The organism is Microvirga vignae, from assembly GCF_001017175.1.
In the GTDB taxonomy this organism is placed as follows: Bacteria; Pseudomonadota; Alphaproteobacteria; order Rhizobiales; family Beijerinckiaceae; genus Microvirga; species Microvirga vignae.
On record NZ_LCYG01000016.1, the window covers coordinates 238,507 to 255,585 of the forward strand.

The 17,079-nt window shown below is 63.0% G+C and carries 16 protein-coding genes; 7 read left to right on the forward strand and 9 right to left on the reverse strand.

The features are described 5' to 3' along the window. Positions 1-140: 140 nt before the first annotated feature. Complete coding sequence (locus tag AA309_RS05995) at positions 141-2,279, reverse strand: transglycosylase domain-containing protein (RefSeq protein WP_047188055.1); 2,139 nt, start codon at positions 2,277-2,279, stop codon at positions 141-143. Positions 2,280-2,418: 139 nt separating this feature from the next. Between AA309_RS05995 and AA309_RS06000 the strand changes: the two genes are divergently transcribed. Then, a complete protein-coding gene (locus AA309_RS06000) occupies positions 2,419-3,660 on the forward strand; it encodes a cation:proton antiporter (protein WP_047188056.1) in 1,242 nt (413 codons plus the stop codon). Between the two features lie 3 nt (positions 3,661-3,663). On the opposite strand, the gene AA309_RS06005 is transcribed toward AA309_RS06000, so the two are convergent. Then, positions 3,664-5,106 carry a UdgX family uracil-DNA binding protein gene (locus tag AA309_RS06005; RefSeq protein WP_047188057.1) on the reverse strand — a complete coding sequence of 481 codons (1,443 nt, stop codon included), beginning with the start codon at positions 5,104-5,106 and terminating at the stop codon, positions 3,664-3,666. Then, entirely contained in the window at positions 5,103-6,317 is a 1,215-nt protein-coding gene (locus tag AA309_RS06010) for a putative DNA modification/repair radical SAM protein (RefSeq protein WP_047188058.1), read from the reverse strand. The genes AA309_RS06005 and AA309_RS06010 overlap by 4 nt, the downstream gene beginning before the upstream one ends. 227 nt (positions 6,318-6,544) lie before the next feature. On the opposite strand from AA309_RS06010, the gene AA309_RS06015 reads away from it, so the two are divergent. Genes AA309_RS06015 through AA309_RS06025 form a run of 3 tightly spaced genes read left to right on the forward strand, consistent with a single transcriptional unit; the run spans position 6,545 to position 9,420 of the window. Next, complete coding sequence (locus AA309_RS06015) at positions 6,545-7,090, forward strand: TRAP transporter small permease (RefSeq protein ID WP_047188217.1); 546 nt, start codon at positions 6,545-6,547, stop codon at positions 7,088-7,090. A gap of 6 nt (positions 7,091-7,096) precedes the next feature. Beyond that, on the forward strand, positions 7,097-8,404 hold the full coding sequence (locus tag AA309_RS06020) for a TRAP transporter large permease (RefSeq protein WP_047188059.1): 1,308 nt from the start codon (positions 7,097-7,099) through the stop codon (positions 8,402-8,404). A 32-nt stretch (positions 8,405-8,436) separates the two neighbouring features. Beyond that, positions 8,437-9,420: a TRAP transporter substrate-binding protein gene (locus AA309_RS06025; RefSeq protein ID WP_047188060.1), complete on the forward strand. Its 984-nt coding sequence runs from the start codon at positions 8,437-8,439 to the stop codon at positions 9,418-9,420. Between the two features lie 75 nt (positions 9,421-9,495). Here AA309_RS06025 and AA309_RS06030 read toward each other — a convergent pair whose 3' ends face one another. Beyond that, positions 9,496-10,086, reverse strand: a complete 591-nt coding sequence (locus tag AA309_RS06030) for a PRC-barrel domain-containing protein (RefSeq protein ID WP_047188061.1) — start codon at positions 10,084-10,086, stop codon at positions 9,496-9,498. A gap of 181 nt (positions 10,087-10,267) precedes the next feature. Then, a complete protein-coding gene (locus AA309_RS06035; protein WP_047188062.1) occupies positions 10,268-10,690 on the reverse strand; it encodes an OsmC family protein in 423 nt (140 codons plus the stop codon). A 123-nt stretch (positions 10,691-10,813) separates the two neighbouring features. On the opposite strand from AA309_RS06035, the gene AA309_RS06040 reads away from it, so the two are divergent. Both AA309_RS06040 and AA309_RS06045 read left to right on the forward strand, forming a co-directional pair. Continuing rightward, a complete protein-coding gene (locus AA309_RS06040) occupies positions 10,814-11,452 on the forward strand; it encodes a DUF1345 domain-containing protein (RefSeq protein WP_244470272.1) in 639 nt (212 codons plus the stop codon). A 162-nt stretch (positions 11,453-11,614) separates the two neighbouring features. After that, on the forward strand, positions 11,615-12,163 hold the full coding sequence (locus AA309_RS06045; protein ID WP_047188063.1) for a GNAT family N-acetyltransferase: 549 nt from the start codon (positions 11,615-11,617) through the stop codon (positions 12,161-12,163). Between the two features lie 153 nt (positions 12,164-12,316). Here the strand turns inward: AA309_RS06045 and AA309_RS06050 are convergent, their stop codons facing one another. Genes AA309_RS06050 through AA309_RS06065 form a run of 4 tightly spaced genes read right to left on the reverse strand, consistent with a single transcriptional unit; the run spans position 12,317 to position 15,380 of the window. Next, the gene (locus tag AA309_RS06050) at positions 12,317-12,865 is read right to left on the reverse strand and encodes a regulatory protein RecX (RefSeq protein WP_047188064.1); all 549 of its coding nucleotides are present in this window, start codon (positions 12,863-12,865) and stop codon (positions 12,317-12,319) included. Further along, a complete protein-coding gene (locus AA309_RS06055) occupies positions 12,862-13,614 on the reverse strand; it encodes a phosphatase PAP2 family protein (RefSeq protein ID WP_047188219.1) in 753 nt (250 codons plus the stop codon). The genes AA309_RS06050 and AA309_RS06055 overlap by 4 nt, the downstream gene beginning before the upstream one ends. A gap of 50 nt (positions 13,615-13,664) precedes the next feature. Next, a complete protein-coding gene (locus tag AA309_RS06060; protein WP_047188065.1) occupies positions 13,665-14,858 on the reverse strand; it encodes a winged helix-turn-helix domain-containing protein in 1,194 nt (397 codons plus the stop codon). A gap of 33 nt (positions 14,859-14,891) precedes the next feature. Beyond that, complete coding sequence (locus tag AA309_RS06065; protein WP_047188066.1) at positions 14,892-15,380, reverse strand: hypothetical protein; 489 nt, start codon at positions 15,378-15,380, stop codon at positions 14,892-14,894. A 195-nt stretch (positions 15,381-15,575) separates the two neighbouring features. On the opposite strand from AA309_RS06065, the gene AA309_RS06070 reads away from it, so the two are divergent. Then, on the forward strand, positions 15,576-17,078 hold the full coding sequence (locus tag AA309_RS06070) for an MDR family MFS transporter (RefSeq protein WP_047188067.1): 1,503 nt from the start codon (positions 15,576-15,578) through the stop codon (positions 17,076-17,078). The last annotated feature ends 1 nt before the right edge of the window (position 17,079 follow it).

Consider the following 17,079-nt stretch of genomic DNA (forward strand, 5'->3'; position numbering starts at 1 on the left):
AAATGCCTTTGCAGATTGCAATAATGAAAGATGAATCAACCTGCGCTGAGTCCGGGTCCCGGTGATTCAACCCTATGATGGTGTCGCTTGGGGAGTGTCCCGTTCGAGGAACCAGGACAAAGCCGCAAGCGGCGGCCCGCTCAGAGGCCGAACAGCTTCTCGAAGAAGTTCTTCTCGCGCGTGCTGGCCCGACGCTGGGGCCGAGGCTGCGGCTGAGCCCAGGCGTCGCCGCCGTTGCCGACAGTCGCATAGCGAGGATCACCGCCGGCATCGGCCACGGGCACGTCGTTCCGGAAGCGCTCGCCGCCCGGCAGAGCCACGGGCTGCTTGTCTTTCAGCGCAATCTTCATGAAGTTGTGCCAGACCTCCGTCGGCAGATTGCCGCCGGTCACCCGCTTGGTCAGCTCCCCGTCATCATTGCCGAGCCAGACGCCAGCGACGAGATTGCCGGTAAAGCCGACGAACCACGCATCCTTGTAATCGTCCGTCGTGCCGGTCTTGCCGGCCATGGGCCAGCCTGGAACCTGCGCCTTCTGCGCGGTGCCGATGACGAAGGTGTTGTGCATCATCTCGTTCATCATCGCGACTGCGGCGGGGTCGATGACGCGGCCGAGACCGCCGGCGGAGGCCGGGCGCTTGTAGACGATCTTGCCGTCGAGGGTCTTCACCTCGGTGATCACGTAAGGCGTCACGCCGATGCCGCCATTGGCAAAAGCCGCATAGGCGCTGACCAGTTCGAGCGGCGTCACCTCCGAAGTGCCCAGCGCGAGCGAGCCGTTGGGCTGAAGCGGGGAGGTGATGCCGAGCCGCTGCGCCGTCTGCGCCACGGCCTTCGGCCCAACCTCCATGTTGAGCTTGACGGCGATGGTGTTGAGCGAGAGCGCCAGGGCATCGCGCAGGGCGATCGGCCCGCGATACTTGCGGTCGTAGTTCTGGGGAGCCCAGCCCTTGTAGTTCACCGGGGCATCCTCGAGAACCGTATCGGGCGTATAGCCCCGCTCGATGGCGGTCAGATAGACGAAGGGCTTGAAAGACGAACCCGGCTGACGGCGGGCTGAAGTGGCCCGGTTGAACTGGCTCGCTTCGTAATTCCTGCCGCCTACCAGAGCCCGCACCGCGCCATCCGGCTGCAGGGCGACGAAGGCACCCTGGCTGACGTTGAACTTCTGCCCTTTGGCGTTGAGCTCCTCCACGAGCACCCGCTCCGCGGCAGACTGCATCATGGGGTCGATGGTGGTGAAGACCGCGATGTCCGTGTCGATGGTACCGACAAAGTCGTCGAGCACATCCATTACGTAATCGGCTGCATAATTCGCCGAGCCCGCGCCGTTCGGGCGCATGGGCTCGGCAGGCTGCCCGAGCGCGGTCTTGCGCATGTCCGGGGTGATGAAGCCGAGCTCGTTCATGGCCGCGATCACGAGCTCCGCGCGCGCCTGCGCGGCTTTCGGGTTCCGGTTAGGCGCAAGGCGGGACGGCGATTGCACGAGGCCCGCGAGCACGGCTGCTTCCGAGAGCGATACATGACGCGCGGATTTGCCGTAATAGCGCTGGGCGGCGGCCTCGACGCCATAGGCGCCTGCCCCGAAATAGACGCGGTTGAGATAAAGCTCGAGGATCTGGTCCTTCGAGTAGTTGCGCTCCAGCCAGAGCGCGAGGATCGCCTCCTGGATCTTGCGGGAGGCGGTGCGTTCCTGCGTGAGAAAGAGATTCTTCGCCAGCTGCTGTGTCAGTGTCGAGCCGCCCTGCAGACCGCCGGAACGGGTGAGATTGCGATAGGCCGCACGGGCGATGCCCATCGGGTCGACCCCGAGATGATCATAGAAGCGCCGATCCTCGATGGCGACAAACGCCTTCGGCAGATAGGGCGGCAGCTCTTTCAAGGTGACGGTGCGCCCGCCTGTCTCGCCGCGATTGGTGATCAGCGAGCCGTCATTGGCCATGATGGCGATGTTCGGTGGACGCTTTGGAACGGTGAGCTGGTCAATGGGGGGCAGCTGCGAGGCATAATAGGCCACCACGCCACCGACGGCGATGATGCCCCAGAGGCCCAGCACGACACCGGCATAGATCAGCTTTCCGAGGAACGAGCGGCCCTTGCGCTTGGATGTCTTCGAGCGCGAGCGGCGGGGCGGCTTGTCCTCGTCATTCTGCCTGGAAGCACGCCGTCTTGCCATGGATCTCCCTGCCCGGTCTTCGGGCGAGAGGTAGAAATCCAGCTCCCCCGCCTCCGTAGCGGGCGCATCGAAAACCGGCTCCCGCCGGCCACGTCCGTTCGCCACGTCTGTTAAAACCCCGCATTCCTTGAGCCGGTCGATTCCGGCCTTTTACGCTCTGGAGCACCCTAATTGTGGCGGTTTAAGGGGCGGTTAACCCCTTGAGACACTGGAACTGCCCAGTCTGCACAGCGTTCGCTGCCTTATGAGCGCTTACATCGTCGTGCTGGCCGGTTTCGGGGTCGTCGTCCTGCTGACCGCCTGGCTTCCCATGGTCCTGAAGGAACTGCCCCTGTCCCTGCCGATCTTCTGCGTGGGCCTGGGCGCGCTCATCTTCGCCATCCCCGACGTTCCCGGCATCATCCCTCATCCCGCCGAGGAACTTAGCCTTGTCGAGCGGTTGAGCGAATTGGTGGTGATCATCTCGCTCATGGGAGCAGGGCTGAAGATCGACAGGCCCTTCGGCTGGAAGCGATGGAGGCTCACCTGGCGGTTGCTTGGGATTTCCATGCCCCTGACAATCCTCGGCCTCGCTTGGCTCGGATACAGCCTTCTGGGCTTGAGCCTGGCCGCGGCCGTTCTTCTCGCGGGGGCGCTTGCACCGACCGATCCCGTGCTCGCAAGCGACGTGCAGGTGGGGCCGCCGGGTGGGGGGCAGGAGGATGAGGTGCGCTTCACGTTGACCGCGGAAGCGGGACTCAACGATGGACTCGCCTTTCCCTTCATCCTGCTCGCGGTCACCTTTGCCCATGAGGTCAGCACAACGAGCGTGGCGGAATGGTTCATCTATGCGGTGATCTGGAAAATCAGTGCTGGCGTCGCCATGGGCTTCGTGATCGGGCGCGTTCTCGGCTGGCTGACCTTCCACCTGCCGAATCGGGCCAAGCTTTCGCGCACCGGCTCAGGCTTCGTGGCTCTCGGCATCACCTGCCTGGCCTATGGCATAACCGAGATGGTGAGGGGCTATGGCTTTCTCGCCGTCTTCGTCGCAGCCTTGGCATTGCGCGCGACCAAGCGCGAGGATGCCTATCACGAGAAGCTCCACGATTTCGCAGAGGAGTTGGAACGCCTTCTCATGATGGTGCTGCTCGTGCTGCTCGGCGGTACGATGACAGGCGGGCAGCTGTTTCGCGCGCTGAGCTGGGAGGCAGCAATCTTCGGCCTGCTGGCGCTGTTCGTCATCCGTCCGCTCGCCGGATGGGTCGGGTTGATCGGAACCCATCCTCCTCTTGGTGAGAAACTGGCGATCAGCTTCTTCGGTATTCGCGGCCTCGGCTCGATCTACTATCTCGCCTATGCCCTGAACCACGAAAAATTCGACAATGCGGATGTGCTCTGGAGCACGGCGGGATTCATCATCCTCGTCTCCATCGTGCTCCATGGCATCACGGTGACGCCCGTGATGCGCCGCCTCGACCACCGGCGAAAGCTCGCGGCAGAGGCGTGAGACTTATTCTGCTGCGAGCGGCAGTTCGCCCGTCTCCGGATCCGCTTGCGCCAGATCGTGGATATGGCGCAGGTCGTCGACGAAAGCCTCATAAGCCTCGCGCTTCGTCGCTTCATCCGGCAGACGCAGCAGATAGCTCGGATGCACGGTGATGTAGCCGAGATAAGGCCCGAACTGCGCACGACCGCGCGAGCGGGAGATCGGCGTCGACTTACCGGTGAGCGCGAGAAGGGCCGTTCCGCCGAGCGCCACCACGAGTCTGGGACGCACCAGCTCCAGCTCCTTCATCAGCCAGGGGCGGTAATGCTTCACCTCGCCTGCGGTGGGCTTCGAGTGAATGCGGCGATGGCCGCGCTGCTCGAATTTGAAATGCTTCACCGCATTGGTGAGATAGGCCTTGGAGCGATCAATGCCGACTTCCTTCATGGCCCTGTCGAGGAGCTTGCCTGCCGGTCCCACGAAGGGACGGCCTTGGATGTCCTCCTGATCACCGGGCTGCTCGCCGACGAAGACGATATCCGCGCGCTTCGGTCCTTCGCCGAACACGGCCTGCGTGGCGCCGGGCACCAGCGGACCTGCCTTGGCAATAATGGCGTTGAGTTCTTCGAGCGTCTTGGGCTCCTGATCCCACATGGCCTCGATGGCCCGTTCCGGCATGCGTTTCGCGGGCATGGTCGCCTCCTGTTCGATCATAGCGTCAACGCGTTGGGAGGCGGTTTGGATCAGGCCGGGGATGGAGGCGGTTTCCGGCAGGTTGCGCCAATACTTCTTCGGCATCTCGGCGCGCATGGCGGTGGGGTTCACCCGTGCGGGATTGAACACGCTCTCGTAATAGCCGCGCCAACCCTCCTCGAAGCTGTCCTCCGAGGGTGCATCCTCACGCCGCGTGGGCGGGCCGAAGGTCAGCTCATGCCGGTCCCAGCGCATCGAGCCGATGGGTGTGAGGATCGTCCAGTCGAGAGAGCGGAAGCGGTCGATGAAGAATGGCGCCGAGGTCTCGAGAATGAAATGCTCCGGCTCGTACCAAGCGGCAAAGCGCTCGAGATCCTCGCCTCTCATGCGCCGGAAGCGCACGAAGGCATACATCTTGTGAAGATCGCGCCTGACCGCGCGCGCCATCGTGTCGATGCGGTGCACCAGCGGATCGCTCGCGATCTCCAGAAGGTCGCGCTCGCCGTTCAAGACACGCCAGACGAGCTGGTAGAGCAGGGCATAGCGCTCAGGGTCCCTGTGGCACACGCCGAGTTCGATCAGCCGTGCTACGCTTCTCGGCAGCGAAATGGGCGGTGCGCTGCTCATGCCATCGTCACCGAAAAGGCCCGGTGTCCCATCGAGCGACCAGACGATGTGCTGCGGCGCGAGTTCCTCGGCCATCAGCCAGCGCACGGCCCGGCGAAAGCCGTCGAGATCCGCGCCGTCTTTCAAGGTGATGCAGTGCAGGCTCATGCGAACAAGCTCAGCTGTTGTGGTTTCTCGATCAGACGCTGGCGCAATTCCTGCCGATCCAGTTTGCCGTGCGGGTGATAATCGGCAGCAATGAGGAAGGGCTTGGCGCGCTTGAGACCCGAGGTGAGACGGGCCACATCGTCCAGCCGCAACGTCGTGTGCTTGCGCGCCACCACGATCTTGTCCACGGCGCGTGCACCGAGGCCCGGCACGCGCAGCAGCATCTCGCGCTCGGCACGGTTTACATCAACGGGAAAGACATGGCGGTTCTTGAGCGCCCAGGCGAGCTTCGGGTCGACATCGAGATCGAGCATGCCCTTCTCGCTGCTTGCGGCGATCTCCTCGACATTGAAGCCGTAATACCGCAGCAGCCAATCGGCCTGATAAAGCCTGCTTTCGCGCATGAGCGGCGGCGGCTTCAGTGGCAGAATAGCGCTTGAGTCAGGGATCGGGCTGAAGGCGGAATAGTACACGCGCTTCATGTCGTAATGGCCGTAGAGCTTGGCCGAACTGCGCAGCACATCCACGTCGGTCGTGTCATCCACGCCCACGATCATCTGTGTCGTCTGACCTGCGGGCGAGAAATGACGGCGCTCCTCGCGCGCTTCCTCGATGCGCTCGAACATCTGCGCCATGGCACCTTCGATGGAGGCGCCGTCCTTCTCCGGCGCGAGCCGCTCCAGGCTTTGTTCCGTCGGCAGTTCGAGATTAATGGAGAGGCGGTCGGCCCAGAGTCCCGCCTCCTCGATGAGCCAGGGGCTCGCCTCGGGGATCGTCTTAAGGTGGATGTAGCCCCGAAAGCCGTGCTCGCGGCGCAGCTTCTTCGCCACCAGAAGCATCTGCTCCATCGTGTAGTCGGGCGAGCGGACGATGCCTGACGAGAGGAACAGACCCTCGATATAGTTGCGTTTGTAGAACTCGATGGTGAGCGTCACCACCTCGTCGACGGAAAACCTTGCGCGCTTCACGTTCGACGAACGCCGGTTCACGCAATAGGCGCAGTCGAACAGGCAGTAATTCGTTAGCAGGATTTTCAGCAGGGAGACGCAGCGCCCGTCCGGCGTATAGGCGTGGCAGATGCCGGCTCCCGTGGTGGAACCCAGGCCGTCGATATCGGCCTTGCGTTTGGGTGCGCCTGAGGAGGAGCAGGAGGCGTCGTATTTCGCCGCATCCGCCAGGATGCGCAGCTTGCGGCTGAGCTTCTCGTCCATGGAATCAAAGGCCTTCCGCTGGATTGTTCGTGTTTTGTTCTAGCACGAAAAAGCCAGCAGGGCGAGGGTAGGGACATGGGCGGGAGGTCGCATGCCGAGAGGCGATTGCTCAAACCTCAAGCGGGAAAGGCGCAAGCTTTGGCACCTCCGCCCATCAAGACCCTTGTCCTAGGCTTTGCGAACGGTAATCTCATTTCACGCATTCCGCGCGGAAAGAAATGGTCTTGATGATCCGCTCCGTTCTCGACGGCCTTTATCGTCTCGCCGGCTATCTGGCCGGTTTGTTTCTCATCGTGATCTTTCTTCTGATGATGGGCCTGTCGCTTGGGCGCGGCGTGGGGATCAACATTCCTGCAGGCGACGATCTCGCCTCCTGGTCCATGGCGGCCATGGCCTTTCTGGGTCTCGCTCATACCTTCCGGTCGGGTGAGATGATCCGCGTCGGCCTGCTGACCGACCGGGTGCAAGGGCGAGCCCGCTGGTGGCTGGAAATGTTTGCCCTCGTGATCGGCCTCTCCTTCGTCGGTTTCTTCGCTTGGCACGCGGTGCAGCTCACCTATGACAGCTACCGCTTCAACGACATGGCCCAAGGTGTGCTGGCGATCCCGCTCTGGATTCCGCAGATCGGCTACGCGACAGGCCTCGTCATTCTCTTCATCGCCTTCGTCGATGAGTTCATTCATGTGCTGCGCGGCGGCGAGCCGCGCTATGAGAAGCCGCCGCCGGCCACTGCCGAAGAGGTGGTGGAGCGCGCCATCCAGAGCGGAGTGTAGGGCACAATGGAACTCATCGAGATTTCAGGCCTCCTGCTTCTGCTCCTCGCGGTGCTGCTCGCCGGCGGCGTGTGGATTGCCATTGCGCTCATGGCCTGTGGCTGGGTCGGTATGCAGTTCGTCGGCGGCGGCATTCCGGCAGGATCGGTGCTCGCCACCACTATCTGGGGCAATTCCGCCTCCTGGACGCTGGCGGCTCTTCCGCTCTTCATCTGGATGGGCGAAATCCTCTTCCGCACGCGATTGTCGGAGGAGATGTTTCGCGGTCTGGCACCCTGGTTGAACTGGCTGCCCGGCCGACTGATGCATGTGAACGTGCTTGCCTGCGGCATCTTCGGCTCTGTCTCCGGCTCCTCCGCCGCCACCTGTGCAACAGTGGCGAAGATCGCGCTGCCTGAACTGAAGAAGCGCGGCTACAACGAGATGGTGAGCTTAGGTTCCCTTGCAGGCGCGGGAACGCTCGGCATTCTCATTCCGCCCTCGATCACGATGGTGGTCTATGCGGTCGCCGCGAATGTTTCCATCATTCAGATCTTTCTGGCAGGCTTCCTGCCGGGCCTGCTCGTGATGGCACTTTACTCCGGCTACATTGCCGTGTGGTCGCTGCTGAATCCGGACAAGGCACCGCCGCCCGAGCCCAAGATGAGCTTGCGAGAGAGGTTGAAGGAATCCGCCAACCTCATTCCCGTAGGCCTCCTCATCACCCTCGTGTTCCTCACGCTTCTGCTCGGCTGGGCGACGGCGACGGAATGCGCCGCCTGGGGCGTGTTGGGTTCGCTCGCCATCGCGTGGTGGTCGGGTTCGCTCTCGTGGGAATCGTTTTGGGCGAGCGTGATGGGAACGACGCGCATCACCTGCATGATTATGCTGATCCTCGCAGGCGCATCCTTCATGTCGACCTCGATGGCCTATACGGGCATTCCGCAGGCGCTCGCGTCCTGGGTCGATAGCCTGAACCTCTCGCCCTATGCTCTGATCGCTGCGCTCACGATCATGTACATCCTGCTCGGCACGGCGCTCGATGGCATCTCCATGATCGTGCTCACCACGGCGGTGGTGATCCCGATGGTGAAGACGGCGGGCTTCGACCTCATCTGGTTCGGCATCTTCCTCATTCTCGTGGTCGAGATGGCGGAGGTCTCGCCGCCCGTCGGCTTCAATCTTTTCGTGCTTCAGACCATGTCGGGCAAGGATTCGAACACGGTGGCGCTGGCCTCGCTACCCTTCTTCTTCCTGCTCGTCGCGGCGGTTGCCATCATCACCGTGTTCCCGGACATCGTGATGGTGCTGCCGAAAATGGCCTTTCCCGAATAGGCTCAAAACCAAAACACCAGAGGAGAACCACCATGAGATCCTGGACCCGACTATCCTTAAGTTTGGCAGGAGTGCTGCTCCTGAGCGCTCCTGCTCTCGCACAGACCAAGTGGAACCTGCCCGCAGCCTATCCAACGGACAACTTCCACACGGAAAACCTCAATGCTTTCGCCAAGGACGTGGCGGATGCGACCGGCGGCAAGCTGCAGGTCACGGTTCATGCCAACGCCTCGCTCTTCAAGGCGCCCGAGATCAAGCGCGCGGTTCAGACCGGACAGGCGCAGGCTGGCGAAGTGCTGATGTCGCTCCACGAGAACGAGGATCCGATCTACGGGCTCGACGTGGTGCCGTTCCTCGCCACCTCGTTCGATCAGTCGAAGAAGCTCTGGGACGTGCAGAGGCCGGCCATCGAGAAGAAGCTGGCAAGCCAGGGCCTGATGCTGCTCTTTGCCGTGCCGTGGCCGCCGCAGGGCATCTTCGCCAAGAAAGACATCAACACCGTCGAGGATCTGAAAGGGGTGAAGTGGCGCTCCTACAATCCCGGCACCGCCCGCATCGCGGAACTCGTCGGCGCGCAGCCGGTGACGGTCCAGGCGGCGGACCTGCCGCAGGCGCTCGCCACGGGCGTGGTCAACACCTTCATGACTTCCGGCGCCACCGGTTACGATTCGAAGGTGTGGGAGTCGCTTACTCACTTCTACGACACGCAGGCCTGGATTCCGAAGAACATCACCTTCGTCAACAAGGCGGCTTTTGACGCTCTCGACAAGCCGACCCAGGAGGCTGTTCTGCAGGCCGCCAAGACGGCCGAGGAGCGCGGCTGGAAGACGGCTCAGGAAAAGACCAAATGGTACACGGAGCAGATGGCCTCGAAAGGCATGAAGGTCCAGCCGCCGAGCCCGGAACTCAAGGCGGGCCTTCTGAAGATCGGCGAGCAGCTGACGCAGGATTGGCTGAAGAAAGCGGGTGCTGACGGTCAAGCCATCATCGACAGCTACAAGAAGGCAGCGATGTAGCACTTTCGTAAAACGTGGGACGGAAAAGGAAAGGGGCCCCGTAAGGCCCCTTTCTCATGTCAGTCTCTATCGAGCTTAGCGGGTGTACTTGAACTCCGGCATCGCCTTGAGCTGATCCTTGGTCATGTTAACCATGGCGTGATCGGGCATCGAACGGTCCGCAGTGTCGGCCGTGCTCGCCGTGGTGCCGGCGGTGGAACCCGTGGTGCTCGGCGCGGTGGTCGTCGTGCTCGGGGCTGTGGCGCCAGTGCCTGCGGTACCGGTCGTGGTGGTCGTCGCAGCGGTGCGGCGCGGCTCGTTCACGAACTTGACCTGGTCGAAGGGAATGGCCACGTCGTGCTCGCCGATGCCGAGGAAGCCGCCGACGCCGACCACGACGGCCTGGATCTTGCCGCTCTGGTCGACAAGCATTTCGCTGACGTCGCCGATCTTCTCGTCGTTTTGATTGTAGACGTCCAGACCCTCGAGCTTCGAGGCGCGCCACTGGCCGGGCTGCATCTGGGTCATGGAGCCGGCGCCTCCAGCGGCCGGAGAGGTGGTCGTCGTCGGGGAAGTCGCTGCCGGAGCGCCGGTCGTGCCGGAGCCGGCCGGCTGGTTCTGCGCCAATGCGGGTGCGCCGATCAGAGCCGAGCCGAGAAGTGCTATCGCAAGATGTTTAGCAACCATGTGTTCCTCCTGAGGTCGAATGCGGCACGAAGCACCGCTTGCCTTCTCAACGGGCCAGCTGGGAATTGGTTCTATCTTCGGGCTTCACATGAGCGAGGGCGGCTTGGCAGTGCTCGGGATCCTGAAAAAAGCAGATGGCCGGGACGGGCGCGGCCATCGCAACAGGACCATCACGTCGATCTCACTCCAGCGTGAAATTCATCGTGATTTCAGCGTTGAGCACCTTCGAGACGGGGCAGTTCTTCTCGGCCGCGCGGGCAAGCTCCTCGAACTTGGCGCGGTCGATGCCCGGCACATTGGCGTTGAGCGTGAGCGCCGACCTGGTAATCGTGAAGCCGCCACCCTGCTGCTCGACGGAAACCACCGCTTCGGTCGCCAGCTCCGTCGGCGTGAAGCCAGCATTCTGAAGCTGGAAGGCAAGGGCCATGGTGAAGCAGCCTGCATGCGCCGCGGCGATCAGCTCTTCCGGGTTCGTACCCTTCTCGTTCTCGAAGCGCGTCTTGAAGGAATAGGGCGTGGATGACAGCACCCCGGAATCGGACGTCAGCTGTCCGGTGCCATCCTTACCTGTGCCCTGCCAGACGGCTCTTGCCTTGCGGTTCATCGTGATCTCCTTTCAAGGTCGCGGAGGGTGATGTAGGACAGGGCAGGCCGGGCTCCAGACCGTGAGAGTGCAAAACAGGTTTGCGTGATGCCTTCTTGGAGGCCGGCCCAACGAGGCATGTCGATGATCCATCTCCAGTCCCGTCTGCGCCCCCGGTTCCTCGGCTCGACCCTTCTGGCCATCCTCGTTTATGCCCTCCTGCCCGAGGCCTGGGCCGCAAACTCGCGGCTTCTGATGGCTTGGGATATTGGGGTCGTCTGCTACTTGGCGCTGGCTTGGATCATGGCAGCGCACTCCTCCACCGCGAAGATGCAGCAGCGGGCGGCGGAAGAGGATGAGACGGCGGTGGTCTTTCTGATCCTGACCCTGGCTGCCGCCGTGGCGAGCCTCGCCGCCATTGCCGTTGAGCTCTACGGCCTTCACGATACGGACAATGAGCAGGTCTTTCGCCTCGCCATCGCGGGCGTCACCATCCTGTGTTCGTGGTTCTTCGTGCACACGATCTACGCCATCCATTACGCGCATGAATATTATGGTGATCGGGGCGAGCGGCAGGGCCTTGCCTTCCCGCACAAGGACAAACCTGATTACTGGGATTTCCTCTACTTCTCGTTCAATCTTGGCGCGGCGGGACAAACCTCTGACGTGGCGATCGTCTCCAAGCGCATGCGCCGCCTCGCGTTGGCCCACACGATTCTCGCCTTTCTCTTCAACACCACCATCCTGGCCCTTGCCGTGAATGTGGGAGCGGGGCAGCTCTAAGGAGTTCGGCGAACAAACTTTGAAGTTTGAACCGGATCAGAGAGGCCTGACGACGTCGTGAGCCGGAGCGCTCACCGCCTGTCCTGTAGGGCGGAATATGTGGTGACGGAGAGGCCGGCCATTGCACGGGGCCTGAGATCGACGCAAAATCCTCCGATGCAAATGCCGCCTCATTCGGTCGCCGACGCCCCGACGCTCGAAACGGAGCGCCTCGTTCTCCGGGCCCATCGCGTTTCCGATTTCGCCGATAGTCTCGGCCTCTGGAGCGATCCGGAGGTAACGCGCTTCATTGGCGGAAGGCCCTTCACGCAAGAGGAGGTTTGGGCGCGACTCATCCGCTATGTCGGGCACTGGGTGCTGTTGGGCTACGGCTATTGGGCCGTCGCCGACAAAGCGACAGGCCGCTTTATCGGCGAGGTGGGCTTTGCCGACGTCAAACGCGACATCGAACCATCGTTCGAAGGTATGCCGGAGATCGGCTGGGTGCTGGCACCTCATGCTCATGGCAAGGGCTATGCGACGGAGGCCGTGCGCGCGGCGATTGGCTGGGGTGACGATCACTTTGAGGCGTCGCGCACGGTCTGCATCATCGCGCCGGAAAACCGGTCCTCGATCCGCGTGGCGGAGAAGTGCGGATACCGGGAATTCCTGCACACGACCTACAAGGACAAGCCAACGATCATGCTCGTGCGGGATCGGACAACGGCTTAGAGCATCGGATCCAAAAGTGGATTTTCCACTTTGGGGTCGATCCGCTGCTTCCTTCATGGAGCAGCGCATTGTCTTACGCTGAAAGCCGAATCCACTTTTTACCGACGTGGCCCTTCGGGTCGCTGACGCGGACCTCCGGTTCCGCACGAGGCGCTAGAGCCCGCCTTCTTCCTTCTCTCCATCGATGACCTGACGCGCCACGTCGAAGCGAAAGCCGGCGCGGGCGAGCGCCGCGAGATCCTTGTCGCGATAGGGCGCACGCTCGCCGGGACGGTAGGGTCCGAGCTTGCGGCGGCGGGCGAGCGCGTGGGCCGCCTTTTCCTCATCGTCCTCTTCGCCGCCTTCGAGGGCCGCTGCGATCGTGGCGCGGTCGACACCCTTTGCCGAAAGCTTGGCTTGTATGGCGCGCGCCGATCCGCCGCGGCGGCGCAGGGTAGCGACGCGGGCTTCCGCATAGCGCGTGTCGTCGATGAGGCCGGTGCGCAGGCTTTTGGCCACAACTTCGTCGATCATCTCCTGAAATTCCGCCGGGTCCTCACCGCGCAGGCGGCAGCGCTTGTCCACCTTGCGTTTCAGGACACGCCGCAGGTTCTCGGCAGAGGAGGCATAGCGTTCGAGATAGGCGAGCGCCGCCCGCTGCAGATAAGCGGGCGTGATCTTTCGCGGAGGCTTTGGGGCCGGTGTCTCGGGGACGTCCGTCATACCTGTTTCGTATCCGGCATAGCGGTGGTCTCGCCCGGCTTTTCCACCTGACCACGGCGCTGCAATTGCAGGGCTACGAACCAGCACAGCGAAGCCCAGGCAGCACCCACCGACCAGCCGGCGAGAACGTCGCTTGGCCAGTGAACACCCAGATACACGCGGCTTGCACCCACGAGCAGGGTCATGACGATGGCGAGCCCCATGATGAAGGCACTGATGCGCCGGCTCTTCTCGACGCGGGCCAACAAAGCGCCGAGCGTCAGGTAGGTGATAGCCGACAGCATGGCATGGCCACTCGGAAAGCTCGCGGTATAGACACGCGTGGCATGGGGCACGAGGTCAGGCCGGGGCCGCTCGAAGCCGATCTTGAGGCCCGTCGAGAGAAGCGCTCCGCCGACGACGGAAATCAGCACGAGAAGAGCCGCAGCCCGCTTTCCAGCCATCAACAGATAGACGACGGCCGCTGCCGTCAGAAGCGTGAGGATCGCGTAGCCGCCAAGGCCCGTGAAATCTCGCGCGGCCTCCTCCAGCCAGCTGGGCCCCAAGGGATTGGCGATATCCTGAGGGTTGCGCAGGGCCATCAGGATCTCGCTGTCGAAGGCATGGGTCTCGCCTTCGAAAACCTCATCGGCAAGCTCGATGAAGGCCCAGGCAAAGAAACCGCAGGCGGCCAGGGAGAGAAGTGGTCCGACCTCATTCAGCCGCAGGCGAAGCCACAAGCCGGTGATGGGAGACAGAAAGCTTTTCATGGGCGCAAGAGATAGGAGCAAGGGGCGATCCGGCGAGGGCATGTGTCGTCTCAAACTCCTAAGCGCTTGCGCCAGTCCTTCGGCGCTTTGATGTCGTCAAGGCCAAGCCAAGCGGCCATCAGGCGAAGCTCCTCGCCGAGCCCGGGCGCGATCTCCTCGGCAGATACCGATGCTTCCGGATGGATGGAATGGACGACGAGATGGCCTCTGGCGCGATCCGCCTTCAAATCCACACGCGCGACGATGTTCTCGCCGAGCAGGAAGGGGAGACAATAATAACCGAACTCCCGCTTCTCGGCGGGTGTGTAGATCTCGATGCGATAGTGGAAATCGAACAGGCGCTGCGTGCGTGTCCGTTCCCAGACAATGGGATCGAAGGGCGAGACGAGTGCCTGCGCCTCGACACGGCGCGGGACCTTGGCCTGAGGATCGAGATAGACGGGACCGTTCCAGCCATCGATGGTGACGGGAATGAGATCGCCCGCTTCGACGAGTTCCGGAATGCGTGCCTTCGCGTCCTGCGTCTCCAGACGGAAATAGTCGCGCAGGCAGCGCTCGGAGGCGATGCCCAGTGCGCGGATGGAGCGCCGGAGAAGCTCGCGCTGCGCTTCCTCTTCGACAGGGGTCGGTGCGTTGAGTACCTCGGACGGCAGCACCCGCTCCGGCAGGTCGTAGATGCGCTCGAAGCCGCGCCGCGTGGCAGTGGTCACTTCGCCGGCCCAGAACAGCCATTCGAGCGCGCGCTTGCCATCGCTCCAGCCCCACCAGGCGCCCTGGCCCTTGCCCCCGATGGAGAGTTCACCCGCGCCCATTGGCCCTCGCGTTGCAATCTCGCGCCGCACCTCCTCGATGAAGGCGCGCTTTTCTCGTCCGAAACGGGCCAGCCCTCCATAGATGCCCTCGCCCTTTGCCGCCCGCGCCATGCGCCAGCGGAACAGGGGATGGAGGTCGAGGGAGATCAGGGAAGCCTCGTGGCCCCAGTATTCGAACGTCTCGCGCTTCCTCGGGTGATAGGCGACCTTTTCGAGAAGATCCCGATCATAGGCGCCGAGCCGCGAGAAGAGCGGCATGTAATGGGCCCGCACCAGCACGTTCACCGAATCGATCTGGAGCAGGTGGGAGCGCTGCAGCAGGCGCTTCACATGGCGAAGGTGCGCGCCGTCCGGCCGCGCCTCGTGAAAGCCTTGGGCGGCAAGGGCGATGCGGCGGGCTTGGGCGAGGGAGAGCTTGGTGCGGGCGGTCATGGTTCAAGAACGGGATGGGATCTTCAGCTAGCGCTACCACGACGCTTCCGGCAAGGGCCTTGCACTCGGCGTGACGGCAAGCGCCGTCGCCATGAGGCCTAGGAGCTTGAGGGCGGCGACCGCCATATGGCCTGTTTCCCAGCGGTTGCGGATGACGACGAAGTTTTCAGGGATAGGGCCGGGCTGCCATGTGGCGAGCACGCTGTTGGCCGGTGCAACCCAGCCGAACCATACGGCAAGGCCAAGCGCGAAAAGAATGGCCCCTGCCAAGGCGAGCCGAAATCGGCTTTTGTTGCCTCGCAGGAGAAAGGCCAGAACGGCTGTGGTGAAAATGGCGCCAAGATCGAGAGGGCCGCCGATCAGGGCAAAGAGCGCGAACTGACCGTTGAATACCGTTGCGTCGCGCCACAGTTCCGGCGACCAGACGGTCAGGCGTGGCGGAGCCTCCAGCACATGAGCGAAGGAGGGGCCGAGGCTCAGCGCCGCCAGGGTGAGGGCCGCAAGGCTCCAGATTGGAAGCATCGTGCCTAACCTTTCACGAAATCCCGTGGGAAACACTCGATGGCGTGAACCGTTCTCTCCCGCGGCCGCGATCCTCCTGCCGAGAGGCCGATTCGTTGCGCCGGAAACTGAATGCATATCTGCTCTGCGCCGATGAATAAGGCAAAGCGGGCTCGGGTCCTCTAGATGGGACCTCCCGAAATGCGAAGGACACAGATGGACCAGCCAGCACACCAGGCCGCGAGGGGCCATGCGCATCCTGCCCTCAGCCATGCCGAAATCCGCACGATCATCATCGGCATCATGCTGGCGATGCTGCTGGCGGCGCTGGACCAGACCATCATCGCGACGGCGCTTCCCACTATCGGCCGGGAACTCGGCGATCTCGAGCATCTGCCCTGGGTGGTGACGGTCTATCTCCTGACCTCGACAGCCGTGACGCCGCTCTACGGAAAATTCAGCGACAGCCACGGCCGGCGCATCACCATGCTCATCGGCATCGTGATCTTCATCATCGGTTCCATCGCCTGCGCCATCGCGCCGAATATGCTCGTTCTCATTCTCGCACGCGGCTTGCAGGGCCTCGGCGGCGGCGGATTGATTGCGCTGGCACAGACCATCGTGGCCGATCTCGTGCCGCCGAAGGAGCGCGGGAAGTATCAGGTCTATTTCGCCAGCGTCTTCATGGCATCGAGCCTTCTCGGTCCGGTGCTCGGCGGGTTCTTTGCAGAGCATCTGCACTGGTCGGTGATTTTCTGGATCAACCTGCCGCTCGGCCTTATCGCCCTGTTCATCACCTTCCATACGCTCAAGAAGCTGCCGCGCCATGACAGGCCGCATAAGCTCGATTTGCTCGGCGCATTGCTGATGGTCGCCGCGACGGTGTCGCTGTTGCTGGCCTTGAGCTGGGGCGGCCTGCGTTATCCCTGGGTGTCGCTGCCGGTCATCGGTCTTGTTGCCGGTTCGCTGGTTCTGTGGGTCTTGTTCGCCATACGCATGCGTCTGGCACCGGAGCCGCTGATCCCGCCGGGCGTGCTGCACAATCCGGTCGTGCGCATGGGCGTGCTCTCGGCCTGTTTCGGCATGGGCACCTACATTGGCCTGACCATCTACCTGCCGGTCTACTTCGAGGCGGTGCGCGGGCTTTCGGCCTCCCTGTCGGGACTCGCGCTCATTCCGCTCATGGCCGGCACCGTCTGCGGGGCGACGTTCTCCGGGCGCAGCATGGCCAAGGTGAAGCATTACAAGCGCCTACCGGTGGCGGGCCTTCTCGTTGCGATGGTGGCGACAGGGGTTCTGGCAGCCTTCGCGCGCGATCTGTCCATCACGCTCGTCGAGGTGCTGCTTGCCGTCATCAGCATCGGGCTCGGCACATTGCTGCCGGTCTCGACGGTGGCGATCCAGAATGCAGTCGCACCCCACGAGCTCGGCACCGCGACGGGCACGGCCAATTTCTTCCGTTCTCTTGGCGGCGCGCTCATCGTCGCCGTCTTCGGTGCCATCGTGCTGAGTGGCTCGGGCCTGTCGGGAGCTGCGAGCTTCGAGACCTTAGGCACCGCGGCGGCGCAGAGCGGCATCGATCTGGCCGATGTCTTTTCTGACGTGTTCATCGCCGCCATTGCCGGCTTCGGGCTGGCGCTCGCTTTCCTCATCGCCATGGAGGAGCGGCCCCTGCGCGGCAGCGCCGTGAAGGCGGCGGAAGCGGCGATTGCCGATTGAC

Excerpts from the sequence above, each read along its gene's own strand:
- AA309_RS06045 (WP_047188063.1), top strand. The coding sequence starts at position 11,615 with ATGCCGCCTCATTCGGTCGCCGACGCCCCGACGCTCGAAACGGAGCGC.
- AA309_RS06060 (WP_047188065.1), bottom strand. The coding sequence starts at position 14,858 with ATGACCGCCCGCACCAAGCTCTCCCTCGCCCAAGCCCGCCGCATCGCC.
- AA309_RS06070 (WP_047188067.1), top strand. The coding sequence starts at position 15,576 with ATGGACCAGCCAGCACACCAGGCCGCGAGGGGCCATGCGCATCCTGCC.
- AA309_RS06050 (WP_047188064.1), bottom strand. The coding sequence starts at position 12,865 with ATGACGGACGTCCCCGAGACACCGGCCCCAAAGCCTCCGCGAAAGATC.
- AA309_RS06025 (WP_047188060.1), top strand. The coding sequence starts at position 8,437 with ATGAGATCCTGGACCCGACTATCCTTAAGTTTGGCAGGAGTGCTGCTC.
- AA309_RS06055 (WP_047188219.1), bottom strand. The coding sequence starts at position 13,614 with ATGAAAAGCTTTCTGTCTCCCATCACCGGCTTGTGGCTTCGCCTGCGG.
- AA309_RS06010 (WP_047188058.1), bottom strand. The coding sequence starts at position 6,317 with ATGGACGAGAAGCTCAGCCGCAAGCTGCGCATCCTGGCGGATGCGGCG.
- AA309_RS06040 (WP_244470272.1), top strand. The coding sequence starts at position 10,814 with ATGATCCATCTCCAGTCCCGTCTGCGCCCCCGGTTCCTCGGCTCGACC.
- AA309_RS06015 (WP_047188217.1), top strand. The coding sequence starts at position 6,545 with ATGATCCGCTCCGTTCTCGACGGCCTTTATCGTCTCGCCGGCTATCTG.
- AA309_RS06035 (WP_047188062.1), bottom strand. The coding sequence starts at position 10,690 with ATGAACCGCAAGGCAAGAGCCGTCTGGCAGGGCACAGGTAAGGATGGC.
- AA309_RS06005 (WP_047188057.1), bottom strand. The coding sequence starts at position 5,106 with ATGAGCCTGCACTGCATCACCTTGAAAGACGGCGCGGATCTCGACGGC.
- AA309_RS06030 (WP_047188061.1), bottom strand. The coding sequence starts at position 10,086 with ATGGTTGCTAAACATCTTGCGATAGCACTTCTCGGCTCGGCTCTGATC.
- AA309_RS06020 (WP_047188059.1), top strand. The coding sequence starts at position 7,097 with ATGGAACTCATCGAGATTTCAGGCCTCCTGCTTCTGCTCCTCGCGGTG.
- AA309_RS06000 (WP_047188056.1), top strand. The coding sequence starts at position 2,419 with ATGAGCGCTTACATCGTCGTGCTGGCCGGTTTCGGGGTCGTCGTCCTG.
- AA309_RS06065 (WP_047188066.1), bottom strand. The coding sequence starts at position 15,380 with ATGCTTCCAATCTGGAGCCTTGCGGCCCTCACCCTGGCGGCGCTGAGC.